Below are 15,774 nucleotides of genomic sequence, written 5' to 3' on the forward strand. Positions count from 1 at the left end.
GGGGGATTTATGGCGTTGATGTCTGAACCCGTCGCCTCACTTCAGGATGACACGCGAAAACAGCTGGGCGCATTTTTACGCGCCCGGCGTGAAAGCCTCGATCCGCAGCGTCTCGGTTTGCCGCGCAGCGGACGCCGCCGCACGCCGGGTCTGCGCCGCGAAGAGGTGGCGATGCTCGCCGAAGTGGGTGTGACCTGGTATACCTGGCTTGAGCAGGGCAGGGACGTCAATCCGTCCAGCGCAGTGATGGCAGCCATAGCGAAAGCCCTGCAGTGTACTCCGACCGAAGCCCGGCATCTTTTCGTGCTCGCCGGTTTGCCGCCGGGCGAAGCACCGCAGGCGGTCTGCTGCGAGGGGATCAGCGAAGGCACGCGTCGCCTGCTGGATACGCTGATGCCAAAACCTGCCAGCATCCAGAAACCCAATTTCGATATCGTGGCGTGGAACGACAGTTTTGGGCATCTGATGGGCGTTGATTTCAATGAAATCCCGCCGGAGGACCGCAACTGTATTTACTTGTTTCTCACCCATCCCGCGTGGCGCGCGCGGCTCGGCAGACGCGATGATGTGCTGCCGATTTTTGTCTCCTATTTCCGCGCGGCGATGGCCGAGCACCGGGGCGACCCGCTGTGGGAAGCTAAACTGGCGCGCTTCTTTGCGGTGTCTGAGGAGTTCAAAACGCTGTGGCACCAGCGCAACGACGTGCGCGGCGTGGAGAACCAGCTCAAGCTGTTTACCCATCCCGAGCTGGGGGATTTTACGCTGCAGCAGATGTACTGGTACTCCGCACCGCGAAACGGGTCGCGGCTGCTGGTCTATTTACCGGTGGACGAGGCGGGGGAGAGGGCGATGGCATGGCTGGCGGAACAGGCTAAATAATTTTTTTGCGAGACGTTTTCAGGGAATCAGCACGGATCCTGCCGTGTCGGTTCACATTGCGTAAGATAAGGTCTGAATGAGACCAACCTGCTGAATCTACATCATTTAGATGAGTAGTGAAGTGGACTATACTTACGCGATGAGAAACCACCGATGTCGCCACTGATGATTGATTCCGCAGAATTTAGCCAAAAACTTGGGCTTATCACTCAAAACGTTGAACATACCGAAGCGTTTCTGTTGCGGGGCACGGTGGATTTTCATCTGCCAGGTTTTTTGTTGCCTGTGGGGTATCGGCTTCTGAAGTCGCGCTATAGCGATGAATACCGTCTCGTGACCACCGACGACGGTAAGCCTTATACGGTATATGCCGTGAAGCTGACGTTTCATAAAGAAATTACCTTTCCTCACGGTGCCGCCACGCAAGTGATGGTCTGGCGTACGCCCCGCGCGGTCCATCAATCCGTTATCAGCGGGTTGCCACAACTTTTCTTTCAGTGGGTGCTCAGCGAATACGATATCGTGGTCTCAGACAGCGAGCAAACGGGAGACGGGCAGCGGTTTTGGTTGCGGATGATAGACTGGGCGTTCAGCATGAATTACCAGATAAGCGTGGCGGACGGTACGGTAGGCGCAGAGTGGGAATTAACACCAGTGAGTTCATACGCTGAACTGGAAGAACGCTGGATTGCTTTTGCCTGGGGAAACGATCGTGATGTCCATCCGCATCGCAGACTGGTCATCAGTAAAACGTAACGGGCCGCGCGCGGCGGCCCGTCGGGATTAGCACTCGGTCACAATCGTGCTCAGCGGCAGGCGAGACTTCGGCAGCGTGGCGTTGAAATCTTCCACGCTGTGATGGCCAACCGGCACCACCACTACGCTGGTGAAGCCTTTCTCTTTCAGGCCAAACTCTTCGTCGAGGATCGCGGCATCGAAACCTTCGATTGGCACTGCATCCAGACCCATGGCACCCACGCCCAGCAGGAAATTACCGACGTTCAGGTAAACCTGTTTCGCCATCCACTGGTCATCATCTTTCAGATCCACACGGTGCATATCGGCGAAGTAAGTCCGGCCCTTATGGTTCGCGGCTTTGGCTTCTGGCGTGTTAAAACGACCATCGGCTTCTTCCTGATCCACGACGCGCTCAAGCCAGGCATCATCCATCGCGGTTTTCGCGCAGAACACCACTACGTGAGAGGCGTCCAGCATTTTGCGTTCGTTGAACACATAGGTACCTGCGGCGGATTTCGCCACGCGCGCTTTACCTTCCTCGGTGCTGGCCACAATAAAGTGCCACGGCTGGGAGTTGGTGCTGGACGGGCTGTACTGCAGCAGGGTTTTGATTTTTTCTGCTTCTTCAGCGGTCAGTTTTTTAGTCGGGTCGAACGCCTTGGTGGAGTGGCGTTTCAGGGCGACAGAAATGATATCCATAACTACTCCTGGTAATGAAATTCGCCCGTACGCGGGCGCGAAAGGAGAGCAGATTACCGCGCAAAGCGGCAAAAGATAAGTGCATTTCGAGCGCTTAATCTGTTCGTCTCAGACGAACAATCAGGCAGGGCGTATCCACTTCTGGTCTTTCTTCGGCAGTTTATCAACGACCAGATTCCAGGAATCTGCAATCAGGTCGGCAACCAGTTCCGGGGTGATGTCCTCGGTGCCGTAAAGGGAAATCCAGTGTTTTTTATTCAGATGGTAACCAGGCTCAACGCCCCGGTAGATCTGCTGATTTAACAGCGACGTTTCCGGATCGGATTTCAGGCTAACGTGCGGCCGTCCGTGTGCGGTTGCCATCAGCATGAAAATTTTCCCGCCGACCTTGAAGACGTCGTACTCCGGGCCGAACGGCCAGCAGTGTTCGGTAAAAGGCATCTCCAGCGCGACGCGCTTCGCGTGTTCCTGCAAGGATTTACTGTCCATCGCTCTCCTCCTGAGCCAGTCCGCGCCACATTACCTCAAAACCCAGGGCTTTAAAATCGACGGCGCGGGACGGATCGCGGGTGGCAAACTCCATCGTGCTTTCGGCCAGCGATAAAAACAGCGCATCGCCAAACGTTTTGAATTCATCCGACATAAACACCGGTCGCACCGAACGACGGCACAATTCATGCAGTTCCGGGAACATCTCTTTCACCGCCATTTCCGTTTCGGCGCTCAGCTTTTCACTGACCCCAATCTGGCGAATAGCCGCATGCGCCACGGGGTTACGAATCCCCCAGTCCACATAGCTGTTCCAGATATTGCGGGTATGTTCTTTCGGCAGCGTGATGGTGCGATCGAGGTTCGCCAGCATGGTCTGGCAGAGATCCTGCTTCAGGTGCAGATAGAGGGCATTCAGCAGATCGTCTTTGGTAGCAAAGTAGCGGAACAGGGTGCCTTCGGTGACACCCGCCTTACGGGCAATGAGCGCCGTTGAGGCGGCAATACCTGACTGTGCAAATGCCGCCGTTGCGGCGTCCAGTAAGGCCTGTTTTTTATCTTCACTCTTCGGACGTGCCACTAAATTTTTCCCCCTTTCACTGATAAAAACCCCGATTGAAACACGTGCTTTGACACGCTGCAACGCGGAATGTCAAAGATCGAAAACGTCTTGACGACTTTCTCATCATATCTATAATGAGTGCTTACTCACTCATAATCAAGTTTACCCCACGCAAACCATCGGATGGCTCGCGTTTTCGGGTCAGGATATGAAAAAAACTCTCTTCATCTGCGTGGTGTTCGTCATGATTATTGCTTCAGCTGCGAGTTTACCGTTTGTTCTGAATGCCGGTTTTGGCCAGCCACCGCAGGGTGCGCAGCTCACGGAAGTGGAAGCGTCTCCGCACTACTACGAGGGGAAATTCCACAATACGCTCCCGACGCCTGGCTTTACCGGCCAACAAAATATGCTGGTGGCGTGGTGGCAATTTCTGACCCGTAAAACCGAAAACGCCCGCCCGGCTCAGCCGCTGCCGCTGGTGAAAACCGATCTTGCGAGCCTGCCGCTGGAGCAGGACACGCTGGTGTGGCTCGGCCACTCCTCCTGGTATCTGCAGCTGGCGGGAAAACGCATCCTGATCGACCCGGTCCTTGGTAACTATGCCGCGCCGTTTTCGTTTCTCAATAAAGCCTTTGCGGGGGAGTATCCGTGGCGCGCGGCGAGCATGCCGGAGATCGATCTGCTGATTATCTCTCACGATCACTACGACCACCTGGATTACGCCACCATCAGGGCGTTATTGCCGAAGGTGAAACGCGTGGTGACGCCGCTCGGGGTAGGGTCACACCTGCGCTACTGGGGGATGAAGCCAGAGATTATCGACGAACGCGACTGGAATCAGTCGGTGCACATCAGCGATGCGCTGACGGTTCACCTGTTGCCCGCGCGTCACTTCTCCGGGCGAGGCATTAAACGTGACCAGACGCTGTGGGGCAGCTTTATGTTTGTCACCCCAGAGCAGAAGATCTACTACAGCGGAGATTCTGGTTACGGCCCGCACTTTAAGGCAATCGGCGAGCAGTTTGGTGATGTGGATTTAGCCATCATGGAAAACGGCCAGTATGACCAGGACTGGAAGTACATCCACATGCTGCCAGAGGAGACGGCTCAGGCGTCGGTCGACCTGAATGCAAAGGCGGTGGTGCCGGGGCATAACGGTCGTTTTGTGCTGGCGAAACACACCTGGAACGACCCACTGATCCAGCTGGCAAAAGCCAGCAAGGATAAAAACTATCGACTGCTCACGCCGGAACTGGGCGAGCCCGTTCGGGTGAGTGATACCACACAAACTTTTCGTCAGTGGTGGGAATAATGTTTAAGCAAGAAGCAGAAGGGGAGAGCAGTATGACCATTTCCGCTCAAGTCATTGATACGATCGTCGAATGGATCGACGACAACCTGCACCAGCCGTTACGCATTGAAGACATTGCCCGCCATGCGGGTTACTCCAAATGGCATTTGCAGCGGCTGTTTATGCAGTATAAAGGTGAAAGCCTGGGGCGCTATATTCGCGAACGCAAGCTGCTGCTGGCGGCGCGGGATCTGCGTGAATCGGACGAGCGCGTTTATGAGATCTGCCTGCGCTACGGGTTTGAATCGCAGCAGACGTTCACGCGCATCTTTACCCGCACCTTCCATCAGCCGCCAGGGGCGTACCGCAAGGAAAACCACAGTCGGACGCACTGAAACTGACAACACACAGGCCGGGTAAGGCGAAGCTGCTACCCGGCTTTTTTATGCATTCATGACGCCAGTGAAAACCAGCGGCGCCAGACGAAACGCAGCACGAAGAATTCGATAGCGCCAAGCAGTAAAAACCACACGCAAAACAAAATGGTGTAAAGCTGGTTCAGATCGACCATGTGAAAGGTCGTCATCAGCTTTTGCGCCAGCACCAGGCCCAGCGACGGCGCGGGCAACAGCAGGCAAGAGATCAGCGCCAGTAATAAAATGCCCCCGGCAGTCAGCAGCGATTCTAACGGGTGTTTCATCGTAATGTTAATCGTCAGTTAAAAATGTCATTGTCCGGCATCCTTTAACGTAAAGCAATATCAACCTGCCTGGGCTTTTTTAATGAAATAATCACCTTCTCCGGCAAATAAAGCGCGTAAGGAGAATGATTTAATCGTGGTGATTATATTAATATTATGCCATGTAAATAAATGTCTGCATCATGAAAATAATTTTACAAAACTATATGTGCTATATCCAATTAACGTCGCAATAACAATGGCTGCGACAATGTATAACGCCAGGCGTCGTCCGCGATAAATACCAAACATGCTTCCCCCTCGTTTAGCGTTGGTTTAGAAATATTTTGTAAAAATCAGCTTGTCGAAATAATCGTAATTAATTTTGAATAACCCAGCGGTAAATATATTGCGGTAGATCAATTTTAGCCGCAAGACTTAAAAATGAATAAATTAAAGCCCGAAAGGAATTCAGGCTTCTGTTCACCGGATATTGAAGGAAAAATACGATGACCGAAAAAAAATTATCCCCAAACATGCCGCCTTCCGGCGGGCTGGCATACCAGCAGACCGTAGAGCAGGTGCTGGCTCATACGCAGAGCCAGGTGAGCGGTCTGGACCGCGCAGAGGCGCAGGCGCGTCTGCAAAAACATGGCCCGAATGCATTGCCGGAGAAAAAAGGCAAGCCGGGCTGGTTGCGCTTTCTCGCGCATTTTAACGATGTACTGATTTACGTCCTGCTTGCCGCCGCGGTATTAACGGCGGTCATGGGGCATTGGGTTGATACGCTGGTTATTTTAGGCGTGGCGGTTATCAATGCCTTAATTGGTCATATTCAGGAAAGCAACGCGGAAAAATCCCTGAAGAGTATTCGTAACATGCTCTCCAGCGAAGCGCGCGTCATTCGTAATGGCAATCATGAAACGCTCCCCACAACTGAAATAGTCCCGGGCGATATTATTGTATTACGCGCCGGGGATCGTATTCCGGCGGATATGCGTTTAATTGAGGCGCATAATTTACGCGTGGAAGAGGCGATTCTGACCGGTGAATCCACCGTGGTGGATAAACATACTCAGCCGCTGAACGGTGAGCTGCCGCTGGGCGATCGCACCAACCTGGTCTTCTCCGGCACTACCGTGAGCGCGGGCGGTGGCGTGGGCGTGGTTATTGCCACCGGGCAGGAGACCGAGCTTGGCCATATCAATCAGATGATGGCGGGCATTGAAAAACACCGCACGCCGCTGCTGGTGCAGATGGACAAGCTGGGTAAGGCGATCTTCGCCATTATTCTGGCGATGATGGCCGCGCTGTTTGTCTTCAGCCTGGCATTCCGCGAGATCCCAATGGGCGAGCTGCTGCTCTCCCTCATCAGCCTGGCGGTCGCCTCCGTACCGGAAGGTCTGCCTGCAATTATCTCCATTATCCTCTCCCTGGGCGTGCAGGCGATGGCGCGCAAGCGGGCGATCATCCGCAAGCTGCCGACGGTTGAAACCCTGGGCGCGATGACCGTGGTCTGCTCGGATAAAACCGGCACCCTGACCATGAACGAGATGACGGTCAAAGCCATCATCACCGCCGACACCTGCTACCGCGTGGACGGCAACAGCTATGAGCCGGTGGGCAACATTTACCTGGAAGGCAGCGATGAGCCAGTGCAGATCCAGCCGGGCACCGTGCTGGAGCAGTACCTGCGCACTATTGACCTCTGTAACGACAGCCAGCTGATTCAGGACGAGCGCGGCCTGTGGGGCATCACCGGGGGGCCAACCGAGGGCGCGCTGAAGGTGCTGGCGGCGAAAGCCAACCTCGCGCCGGTAACAACGACGCTGGTTAACAAGATCCCGTTTGACTCGCAGTACAAGTACATGAGCTCCCACTATCAGATTGGCTGCGAGGAGCAGATCCTGATCACCGGCGCGCCGGACGTCATTTTCGCCCTGTGCGCGCAGCAGCAAACCCGCCACGGTGCAGACGCCTTCAACCGCGCGTACTGGGAAAACGAGATGGAGCGCTATGCGCGTCAGGGACTGCGCATGGTTGCGGCGGCGTTTAAGCCAGCCAATGGCGAAACGGCGCTCACGCACGACGATCTGAGCCACGGGCTGATCTTCCTCGGCATTGCCGGAATGATGGATCCGCCGCGCCCGGAGGCGATTGATGCCATTAACGCCTGTCAGCAGGCGGGGATCCGCGTGAAGATGATCACCGGGGATCACCCGCAGACGGCGATGAGCATCGGCCAGATGCTGGGGATCACCAACAGCGAGCAGGCGGTGACCGGCTATCAGCTTGAGAAGATGAACGATGCCGAGCTGGCGGATGCGGCGGTGACCTATGACATCTTTGCCCGTACCAGCCCGGAGCATAAGCTGCGCCTGGTGAAAGCGCTGCAGGAGAAAGGTGAAATCGTCGGTATGACCGGCGACGGCGTGAACGATGCCCCGGCGCTGCGTCAGGCGGATGTCGGCATCGCAATGGGCATCAAAGGCACGGAAGTGACCAAAGAGGCGGCGGACATGGTCCTGACGGACGATAACTTCGCCACCATCGCCAGCGCGGTGAAAGAGGGGCGTCGCGTTTACGACAACCTGAAGAAGACCATCCTGTTCATCATGCCGACCAACCTGGCGCAGGGGCTGCTGATTGTGATTGCGCTGCTGGCGGGGAACATCATTCCGTTGACGCCGGTGCTGATTCTGTGGATGAACATGGCGACCTCCGCCACGCTCTCCTTCGGTCTGGCCTTTGAAGCCGCCGAGCGCAATATCATGCGCCGTCCACCACGTCAGACCGGGCAGCACGTGATGGACGCCTACGCGGTGTGGCGCGTGGCCTTTGTCGGCACCATGATTGCCATTGCCGCCTTTGCGCTGGAGGCCTGGCTGGCCCCGCGCGGCCACAGCGCGGAGTTCATCCGCACCGTACTGCTGCAGATGCTGGTCTGCGCCCAGTGGGTGTACATGATTAACTGCCGCAACACTGAAGGGTTCTCCCTGAACCGTGGTCTGCTGGCGAATAAGGGCATCTGGCTGGTCACGGGCGTGCTGTTCCTGCTCCAGGCCGCCATCATCTACCTGCCGTTTATGCAGATGCTGTTTGGCACCGAAGCGCTGCCGCTGCGCTACTGGTTTGTGACGCTGGCGGTTGCAATGGGAATGTTCTTCGTCGTCGAAATCGAGAAGCGACTGACCCGCAGGTTCCGTAAGGCTGCATAACCAAAACCTTACCCCTCACCCTATCCCTCTCCCCTAAGGGGAGAGGGGACCGCCCGGTTTTCTCCCTCGCCCCTTTGGGGAGAGGGCCGGGGTGAGGGGGAAATCACGCTGAGGTACTTCCATGAAATTCCCACTCCTGTTCGCACTCCTTGCCTGCACCCTGCAACCCGTCTTCGCCGCCATTCCCGTGCGCGTCGCCACCGTTGAGCAGACCGCCCACGCCGCCGAGCGTCAGATCCCGGGGCGCATTGAAGCCATCCACACCGTTGAGCTGCGCGCCCGCACGGAAGGTGTTATCACTAAAATCCACTTTCGCGACGGGCAGTATGTGAAAAAAGGGGATGTGCTGTTTGAGCTGGACGATGCCGAGCCGCGTGCCGCCGTGCGTCTGGCGCAGGCCGAAGTCAACAGCGCTGAAGCCACGCTGCGCCAGGCGCAGCAGCAGCTTTCCCGCTTTGAAAGCCTGGGCAGCAGCAAGGCCATCAGCCGTCATGACGTGGACAACGCGCGTATGCAGCGCGACGTCGCCCGCGCCGCGCTGGAGCAGGCCAAAGCCCGGCTCGACGCACGCAACGTCACCCTGAACTACACCCGCATCACCTCGCCGATTGACGGTCGCGTGGGGCACAGCAACTTCCACGCAGGTAGCCTGGTCAACCCCGCAAGCGGCGTGCTGGTGGAGGTAGTCCAGCTTGATCCGATCCGCATCGCTTTTGCGCTGGAAGAGGGCGCCTTTGCCACCAAAGCCGGACAGCATGCAGATATCGGCGCCATGAAACAGGCGTGGCAGGTATTCATTGACAGCAACGGACAGCGTATCCGCGGTGAACTGACCTCGGTGGATAACCGCATCGACCCGCGCACCGCCAGCGTGATGCTGCGCGCCGGGTTTGCCAACCCGCGCCATCAGCTGTTGCCCGGCGGCAACGTAAATGTGACGCTGCGCCCGGCCAGCGAGCAGCCGGTACTGACGCTCCCTGCCGCTGCGGTCCAGCAGAATGGCGATGGATTCTTTGCCTGGGTGGTGAGTGCCGACGGAAACGCCGAAAAACGCCCGCTAAAAATTGCCGGGCAGGTTGGGCAGCAGTTCCAGATTGCTTCCGGTGTTAAGCCTGGTGAGCGAGCGATCACTGACGGTGCACAGCGTGTACAGCCCGGTGCTGCCGTCCAGATACTGAATTAAGGAGCCATCATGCTGACGTTTTTCATCAAACGCCCGCGCTTTGCGATGGTGATAGCGCTGGTCATTACCCTGCTGGGGGCCATCGCGCTGAAGATTATCCCGGTGGAGCAGTATCCGCAGATCACGCCGCCGGTGGTGAATGTCTCTGCCAGCTGGCCGGGGGCCAGTTCGGCTGACGTGGCGGAGGCCATCGCCACGCCGCTGGAGACGCAGCTTAACGGCGTGGATCACATGCTGTACATGGAGTCCACGAGTTCGGATGAAGGCACCTACAGCCTTAACATCACCTTTGCCGCGGGGACCGATCCGGATTTAGCCGCCATCGACGTGCAAAACCGCGTGGCGCAGGCCGTGGCGCAACTGCCAGCGGAGGCGCAGCAAAACGGCGTGCAGGTGCGCAAACGCGCCACCAATCTGATGATGGGGGTAAGTCTTTACTCACCTGACAATACCCACACGCCGCTGTTCGTCAGTAACTACGCCAGCACCCAGGTGCGCGAGGCGCTGTCGCGCCTGCCGGGCGTCGGTCAGGTGCAGATGTTTGGCGCGCGCGACTACAGCATGCGCATCTGGCTGCGTCCGGACCGCATGAACGCCCTGAACGTTACCACGGACGACGTGGCGCAGGCGCTGCGCGAGCAGAACGTGCAGGGAGCGGCGGGCCAGGTCGGCACGCCGCCGGTGTTTAACGGCCAGCAGCAGACCCTGACCATTAACGGGCTGGGGCGCCTGAACCAGGCTGATGATTTTGCTGACATCATTATCCGCGCCGGCGAGATGGGCCAGCTGGTGCGCCTGAAGGACGTCGCCACCATCGAGCTTGGCTCGCGTAGCTACAGCTCCGGCGCGCAGCTGAACGGACACGACTCCGCCTACCTCGGCATCTACCCGACACCGTCCGCCAACGCCCTGCGCGTGGCCGACGCGGTGCGCGCCGAGCTGGAGCGCCTCGCGTCGCGCTTCCCGGACGACCTGGTCTACGAGGTGAAATTCGATACCACCACCTTCGTTGCGGCCACCATCAAGGAGATCGGCGTCTCGCTGGCGCTGACGATGCTGGCGGTCGTTGTTGTTGTATCCCTGTTCCTGCAAAGCTGGCGCGCGACGCTGATTGTTGCGCTCGCCATTCCGGTGTCGCTGGTGGGCACGTTTGCGGTGCTGTACACGCTGGGCTACTCCGCCAACACGCTCAGCCTGTTCGCCATCATTCTGGCGCTGACGATGGTGGTGGATGATGCCATCGTGGTGGTGGAGAGTGTCGAAACGCTGATGGCCGAAGGGCAGAGCCGCACGGCGGCGACCGCGCTGGCGCTGCGCCAGATTGCCGGGCCGGTGATAGCCACGACGCTGGTGCTGCTGGCGGTATTTGTGCCGGTGGCGCTGCTGCCGGGGATTGTCGGTGAGCTTTACCGCCAGTTCGCGGTCACGCTTTCCACGGCGGTCACGCTCTCAAGCCTGGTGGCGCTGACCCTGACGCCCGCGCTCTGTGCAATGCTGCTGCGCCCGCGTCCGGCACAGCCCGCTGCGATTTTTCGCGGATTCAACCGCGGGCTGGATGCCACGCGCAATCGCTATACCTGGATCGTAAGCGTATTCACCCTGCGCCCGTGGCTGGCGCTGCTGGCCACCGCAGGCGCGGCGGCCGTGGTGGCGTTCAGCTTTACGTCGATGCCAAAAGGCTTCCTGCCACAGGAGGACCAGGGCTACTTCTTTGCCAGCGTTCAGCTGCCGGAAGCCGCCTCGCTGGAGCGCACCGAAGCGGTAATGACCACCGCACGCGAATTAATCGCTAAAAATCCGGCGGTGGAAGACGTGATTCAGGTCTCCGGCTTTAACATTCTTAACGGCACCAGCGCCTCCAACGGCGGGTTTATCTCCATCATGCTCAAAGACTGGAGCGAGCGCCCGCCGCTGGACGAGGTGATGGCTACCCTGCAGCGTCAGCTGCTGGCCCTGCCGGAAGCGACCATCATGACCTTCGCGCCGCCGACCCTGCCGGGGCTGGGCAACGCCTCCGGCTTCGATCTGCGCATACAGGCGCAGGCGGGGCAAAGCCCGGCGGAGCTGGAGCGCGTGACGCGCGGGGTGCTGATGAAAGCCAATCAGCACCCGCAGCTAAGCCGTGTGTTCACCACCTGGAGCAGCAACGTCCCGCAGCTGACGCTGACCGTCGATCGCGAGCGTGCGGCCCGTCTCGACGTGCCGGTATCGCGCATCTTCAGTAGCCTGCAAACCGCCTTTGGCGGCACGCGCGCCGGGGATTTCAGCATCAACAACCGCGTCTACCACGTTGTCATGCAGAACGAAATGCAGTGGCGCGAGCGCGCTGAGCAAATCAGCGAGCTGTTTGTGCGCAGCAACAGCGGCGAGCGGGTGCGCCTGAGCAACCTCGTCACCATCACGCCGGGCGTTGGCGCGCCGTTCCTGCAGCAGTACAACCAGTTTCCGTCCGTGTCGGTGAGCGGCTCGGCGGCGGAAGGGGTGAGCAGCAGCACCGCGATGGCGGTGATGAGCGAAATTCTGGCAGAGATCCTGCCTGCCGGATACGACTATGCCTGGAGCGGCATGTCGTATCAGGAGCAGCAGACCGGCAATCAGGCGATATGGATTGTGCTGGCGGCGGTGGTGATGGCGTGGCTGTTTCTCGTCGCCCAGTATGAGAGCTGGACGCTCCCGGCGAGCGTGATGCTCTCGGTGCTCTTCGCCCTCGGCGGGGCGCTGGTCTGGCTGTGGATGGCGGGCTACGCCAACGATGTCTACGTGCAAATTGGTCTGGTATTGCTGATCGCGCTGGCGGCCAAAAATGCGATTCTTATCGTGGAGTTCGCCCGCGCCCGGCGCATGGACGGAATGACGATTGTCGATGCGGCGAGGGAAGGGGCATCGCGCCGCTTCCGCGCGGTGATGATGACCGCCGTGTCGTTTATTATCGGCGTCATGCCAATGATGCTGGCGACCGGGGCGGGTGCCCAGAGCCGTCGCATCATTGGCACCACGGTGTTCAGCGGTATGCTGGTGGCGACCGTCGTGGGGATCGTGTTCATCCCCGCGCTGTTCGTACTGTTCCAGCGTCTGCGTGAGTGGGGCCACGGCCTTACGGACTCGTCGCCCACAGCTCGCAGTGCTTCTGAACCAGAGAAATAAGCGAGCCGCCGTCGGCAATAAAGTCCCGCATGCGCTGCGCCTCGCTCTTGCCCTGCTTTAACAGCAGGGCAATTTCAGTGATTGCGCTTGTCGCGCCGAGCTTCTCGGCCGATGGCGCAACCTGTTCCAGCAGCCAGGCGATATCTTCCGCCACGGTTTTCTGTTCGCCGGTATGCACGTCCGTCAGAATCCCCTCCAGCCCGTAGCGACAGGCCTGAAAACGGTTAAATCGGTACAGCAGAAAATCCTTCTCCTGATGCTTATAGGGCCGCGTGGTCAGCAGCCAGTGGGAGGTTGCCTGGATCAGCCCGGCAATGTTTATCGCGTGGCCGAGCGTCAGCGGCGTATCCATCACCCGCACTTCCACGGTACCAAAGTGCGGGCTGGGACGAATGTCCCAGTGCAGGTCTTTAATGCTGTCGATCATGCTGGTGGCGCTCAGGCGGCGGAACAGCCCCTCGAACGCCTGCCAGTTGTTGACCCACGGCATCTGGCCGTTATCCGGAAATCCCGAAAAAATATTCAGACGCGATGAGGCGAACTTCGTGTCCGTGCCCTGCATGTAGGGTGACGCGGCGGCGAGGGCGATAAAGTGCGGCACAAAGCGCGACAGACCGTGCAGCAGGTAAATGGCATCGTCCCCGGTTCGACAGCCGACGTGTACGTGCTGGCCGAACACCGTGGCCTGCAAAATCAGGTAGCCAAAGCGCTCCAGCGTGACGTTATAGCGCTCGTCATCGCACACCTCCTGGCGCTGCCATTTCTGGAACGGATGCGTCCCGCCGCCGCAGATCTGGATATGCTGCTCCGCCGCCGCGCGCAGAATACTCCGTTGCATCACCGAGAACTGCGCCGCTGCCTGGTCGATGGTCTGGCATACGCCGGTGGCGATTTCGAGCATGCTTTCGGTGATGTCGTGCTTCACTTCTCCGCCTTTGATGTCGTCTTTGACGGCGGCGATCAGCGCGGAAGAGTCCTGGCTCAGATCGTACCCGGGCGGATTAACCACCTGCAGTTCGAGTTCGATGCCGAGGGTGAACGGTTCAGAGGACGTGAAATCGGGTAAAGGCATGGCGCACTCCGTTGTCAGTTGTGTGTTGAGTATAGACAACGACGTGGCGCTCACTTTTCAGGGTGGTATAACTGTTAGCAGGCTTAGCGAAAAGGGGAGTTAATCATGTCTGACAATCCAGTGATTGCGCTGATAGGTCCCGGTGCGATTGGGACCACCATTGCCGCGGTGCTGCATGACGTGGGCCGCACGCCGCTGCTGTGCGGACGTACCGCACATCCGGAATTACGCCTGCGTTATGACGAGGGCGAAACGGTGGTACCCGGTCCGGTCTTAACCGATCCTGCCGTCATTACGCGTCCCGCCGATCTGGTTTTTATCGCGGTAAAAACGACGCAAAATGCCGACAGCGCCGGATGGCTGCGCACGCTGTGCGATGAAAACACCGTGGTCTGCGCCCTGCAAAACGGCGTGGAGCAGAAAGCCCAGCTTGAGCCGTGGGTCAACGGCGCAACGGTGCTGCCGTCGGTGGTCTGGTTCCCGGCACAGCGCGAGCCGGATGCCTCCGTGTGGCTGCGTGCCAAACCGCGCCTGACGCTGCCGGAGGTGCCGCAGGCGCAGCGGGTGGTGGATGCGCTTCTCGGTACGCGCTGTGAAGTGGAACTCTCGGCAGATTTCGCCACGGTCGCCTGGCGCAAGCTGCTGCAAAACGCGGTCGCCGGGCTGATGGTGCTGGCTAACCGCCGCGCCGGGATGTTCAGGCGTGAGGACATCAGCGAACTTGCGCTGGCCTATCTGCGCGAGGGGCTTACCGTTGCCCGCGCCGAGGGGGCGAAGCTTGACGATGCGGTGGCCGGGGAGATCCTGGCGAACTTTCAGCGTGCGCCTGAAGACCTGGGCACGTCGATCCTGGCCGATCGTCAGGCCAACCGTCCAATGGAGTGGGATATCCGCAACGGCGTGATCCCGCGCTATGGCCGCAAACACGGGATTGCGGTGCCCATCAGCGACGTGGTGGTGCCGCTGCTGGCGGCGGGGAGCGAGGGGCCGGGTTAACGGCCGCTGTTTTTCCGTTCGGCAAAATAATGCGCGGGTGTGCTGCCCATCGCTTTTCTGAACATGGTGATAAACGCATTCACGGATTCATACCCAAGCGTTGCCGCCACGTTCTGGACAGGTACGCCGCTGGCCAGCTCCCGCAGGGCAATAATCAAATGCAGCTGCTGGCGCCAACGTCCGAAGCTCAACCCGGTCTCGCGCTGCATCAGGCGTGCAAACGAGCGCTCGCTGAGGGCGAGCCGTTTCGCCCAGTCTTTCAGGGTGCTTCTGTCCTCAGGGCGGATGACCAGCGCGTCGGCCATGGCGCGAATTTTCGGGTCGGTCGAGACCGGCAGGCTGAGCTTCTGCTGCGGCATGCTGTCGAGCTCATCCAGCGTGACCCGGGTCAGTCTGGCGGCGTGGCTGTCGGGAGGATAATCCACGCCTTCGCGCGTCAGGCGGTCTACCAGCTCCGTAATCAACGGCGAGATCGCCAGGGTGCAGCACCTCTCCGGCAGCGCCGCCGCGCCGGGCTCAATAAACAAATAGTTCAGATGCGCATTCCACGTCGCTTTCGCGCTGTGCGGGATCCCGCCGGGGATCCAGACTGCGCAGTCTGGCGGCACGATCCAGATGTCATTCTCCGCGTAACAGCTGACCGCGCCGTAACGGGCAATAATCAGCTGGCCCTTGCGATGGGTATGCACCGGCACTTCCGCAGCGTAGTCCACAAAGTCCAGATGACGCGCCACGGCAGGAGAGGCGGTAGAGTCAGGGTCATACAGCGTATTAGCGGATTGCGGCTTCATGATTCTGGCAACATTTAGGTATTTTTTGACAGA

The 15,774-nt window shown here is 58.9% G+C and carries 14 protein-coding genes; 8 read left to right on the forward strand and 6 right to left on the reverse strand.

The window, feature by feature from the left end; translation table 11 throughout:
* Positions 1 to 9: 9 nt before the first annotated feature.
* Together L383_RS22580 and L383_RS22575 are read left to right on the forward strand one after the other, a co-directional pair.
* The gene (locus L383_RS22580) at positions 10 to 879 is read left to right on the forward strand and encodes a helix-turn-helix transcriptional regulator (RefSeq protein WP_023332299.1); all 870 of its coding nucleotides are present in this window, start codon (positions 10 to 12) and stop codon (positions 877 to 879) included.
* Between the two features lie 153 nt (positions 880 to 1,032).
* Positions 1,033 to 1,635, forward strand: coding sequence for a hypothetical protein (locus L383_RS22575; protein ID WP_023332300.1), 603 nt, complete (start codon positions 1,033 to 1,035; stop codon positions 1,633 to 1,635).
* 27 nt (positions 1,636 to 1,662) lie between these two features.
* Here the strand turns inward: L383_RS22575 and nfsB are convergent, their stop codons facing one another.
* The 3 genes from nfsB to L383_RS22560 form a co-directional block, all read right to left on the reverse strand.
* Positions 1,663 to 2,316, reverse strand: a complete 654-nt coding sequence (gene nfsB / locus L383_RS22570; protein ID WP_014882873.1) for an oxygen-insensitive NAD(P)H nitroreductase — start codon at positions 2,314 to 2,316, stop codon at positions 1,663 to 1,665.
* 120 nt (positions 2,317 to 2,436) lie between these two features.
* The gene (locus L383_RS22565; protein ID WP_014882874.1) at positions 2,437 to 2,805 is read right to left on the reverse strand and encodes an MmcQ/YjbR family DNA-binding protein; all 369 of its coding nucleotides are present in this window, start codon (positions 2,803 to 2,805) and stop codon (positions 2,437 to 2,439) included.
* Positions 2,795 to 3,385 (reverse strand): TetR/AcrR family transcriptional regulator, encoded by a 591-nt coding sequence (locus tag L383_RS22560; RefSeq protein WP_032628741.1) that lies wholly within the window; start codon positions 3,383 to 3,385, stop codon positions 2,795 to 2,797. Before L383_RS22560 ends, L383_RS22565 begins: the two co-directional genes overlap by 11 nt.
* Before the next feature lie 190 nt (positions 3,386 to 3,575).
* Between L383_RS22560 and L383_RS22555 the strand changes: the two genes are divergently transcribed.
* Positions 3,576 to 4,679: a RomA family MBL fold metallo-hydrolase gene (locus L383_RS22555; RefSeq protein WP_023332301.1), complete on the forward strand. Its 1,104-nt coding sequence runs from the start codon at positions 3,576 to 3,578 to the stop codon at positions 4,677 to 4,679.
* 32 nt (positions 4,680 to 4,711) lie between these two features.
* Complete coding sequence (locus L383_RS22550) at positions 4,712 to 5,053, forward strand: RamA family antibiotic efflux transcriptional regulator (RefSeq protein ID WP_014882877.1); 342 nt, start codon at positions 4,712 to 4,714, stop codon at positions 5,051 to 5,053.
* 56 nt (positions 5,054 to 5,109) lie between these two features.
* Here L383_RS22550 and L383_RS22545 read toward each other — a convergent pair whose 3' ends face one another.
* Positions 5,110 to 5,358, reverse strand: coding sequence for a DUF1158 domain-containing protein (locus tag L383_RS22545; protein WP_023332302.1), 249 nt, complete (start codon positions 5,356 to 5,358; stop codon positions 5,110 to 5,112).
* A 488-nt stretch (positions 5,359 to 5,846) separates the two neighbouring features.
* On the opposite strand from L383_RS22545, the gene L383_RS22540 reads away from it, so the two are divergent.
* The 3 genes from L383_RS22540 (at position 5,847) to L383_RS22530 (ending at position 12,882) form a co-directional block, all read left to right on the forward strand.
* Positions 5,847 to 8,555: a cation-transporting P-type ATPase gene (locus L383_RS22540; RefSeq protein WP_023332303.1), complete on the forward strand. Its 2,709-nt coding sequence runs from the start codon at positions 5,847 to 5,849 to the stop codon at positions 8,553 to 8,555.
* Positions 8,556 to 8,676: 121 nt separating this feature from the next.
* Positions 8,677 to 9,738: an efflux RND transporter periplasmic adaptor subunit gene (locus L383_RS22535; RefSeq protein ID WP_023332304.1), complete on the forward strand. Its 1,062-nt coding sequence runs from the start codon at positions 8,677 to 8,679 to the stop codon at positions 9,736 to 9,738.
* A 9-nt stretch (positions 9,739 to 9,747) separates the two neighbouring features.
* Positions 9,748 to 12,882: an efflux RND transporter permease subunit gene (locus L383_RS22530; protein ID WP_023332305.1), complete on the forward strand. Its 3,135-nt coding sequence runs from the start codon at positions 9,748 to 9,750 to the stop codon at positions 12,880 to 12,882.
* Here the strand turns inward: L383_RS22530 and L383_RS22525 are convergent.
* Positions 12,833 to 13,954 carry a YbdK family carboxylate-amine ligase gene (locus L383_RS22525; protein ID WP_023332306.1) on the reverse strand — a complete coding sequence of 374 codons (1,122 nt, stop codon included), beginning with the start codon at positions 13,952 to 13,954 and terminating at the stop codon, positions 12,833 to 12,835. The two genes, L383_RS22530 and L383_RS22525, sit on opposite strands and share 50 nt — an antisense overlap.
* Positions 13,955 to 14,059: 105 nt before the next feature.
* Between L383_RS22525 and L383_RS22520 the strand changes: the two genes are divergently transcribed.
* A complete protein-coding gene (locus L383_RS22520; protein ID WP_023332307.1) occupies positions 14,060 to 14,950 on the forward strand; it encodes an oxidoreductase in 891 nt (296 codons plus the stop codon).
* On the opposite strand, the gene L383_RS22515 is transcribed toward L383_RS22520, so the two are convergent.
* Entirely contained in the window at positions 14,947 to 15,741 is a 795-nt protein-coding gene (locus L383_RS22515) for an AraC family transcriptional regulator (RefSeq protein ID WP_023332308.1), read from the reverse strand. The genes L383_RS22520 and L383_RS22515 overlap by 4 nt on opposite strands.
* Between the last annotated feature and the right edge of the window lie 33 nt (positions 15,742 to 15,774).

Origin of the sequence: Enterobacter sp. MGH 37 (assembly GCF_000534515.1) — a bacterium.
GTDB classification, from domain to species: domain Bacteria; phylum Pseudomonadota; class Gammaproteobacteria; order Enterobacterales; family Enterobacteriaceae; genus Enterobacter; species Enterobacter kobei.

Coding starts and splice junctions, on each gene's coding strand:
- L383_RS22580 (WP_023332299.1), top strand. CDS start 10: ATGGCGTTGATGTCTGAACCCGTCGCCTCACTTCAGGATGACACGCGA.
- L383_RS22575 (WP_023332300.1), top strand. CDS start 1,033: ATGTCGCCACTGATGATTGATTCCGCAGAATTTAGCCAAAAACTTGGG.
- nfsB (WP_014882873.1), bottom strand. CDS start 2,316: ATGGATATCATTTCTGTCGCCCTGAAACGCCACTCCACCAAGGCGTTC.
- L383_RS22565 (WP_014882874.1), bottom strand. CDS start 2,805: ATGGACAGTAAATCCTTGCAGGAACACGCGAAGCGCGTCGCGCTGGAG.
- L383_RS22555 (WP_023332301.1), top strand. CDS start 3,576: ATGAAAAAAACTCTCTTCATCTGCGTGGTGTTCGTCATGATTATTGCT.
- L383_RS22550 (WP_014882877.1), top strand. CDS start 4,712: ATGACCATTTCCGCTCAAGTCATTGATACGATCGTCGAATGGATCGAC.
- L383_RS22545 (WP_023332302.1), bottom strand. CDS start 5,358: ATGAAACACCCGTTAGAATCGCTGCTGACTGCCGGGGGCATTTTATTA.
- L383_RS22540 (WP_023332303.1), top strand. CDS start 5,847: ATGACCGAAAAAAAATTATCCCCAAACATGCCGCCTTCCGGCGGGCTG.
- L383_RS22535 (WP_023332304.1), top strand. CDS start 8,677: ATGAAATTCCCACTCCTGTTCGCACTCCTTGCCTGCACCCTGCAACCC.
- L383_RS22530 (WP_023332305.1), top strand. CDS start 9,748: ATGCTGACGTTTTTCATCAAACGCCCGCGCTTTGCGATGGTGATAGCG.
- L383_RS22525 (WP_023332306.1), bottom strand. CDS start 13,954: ATGCCTTTACCCGATTTCACGTCCTCTGAACCGTTCACCCTCGGCATC.
- L383_RS22520 (WP_023332307.1), top strand. CDS start 14,060: ATGTCTGACAATCCAGTGATTGCGCTGATAGGTCCCGGTGCGATTGGG.
- L383_RS22515 (WP_023332308.1), bottom strand. CDS start 15,741: ATGAAGCCGCAATCCGCTAATACGCTGTATGACCCTGACTCTACCGCC.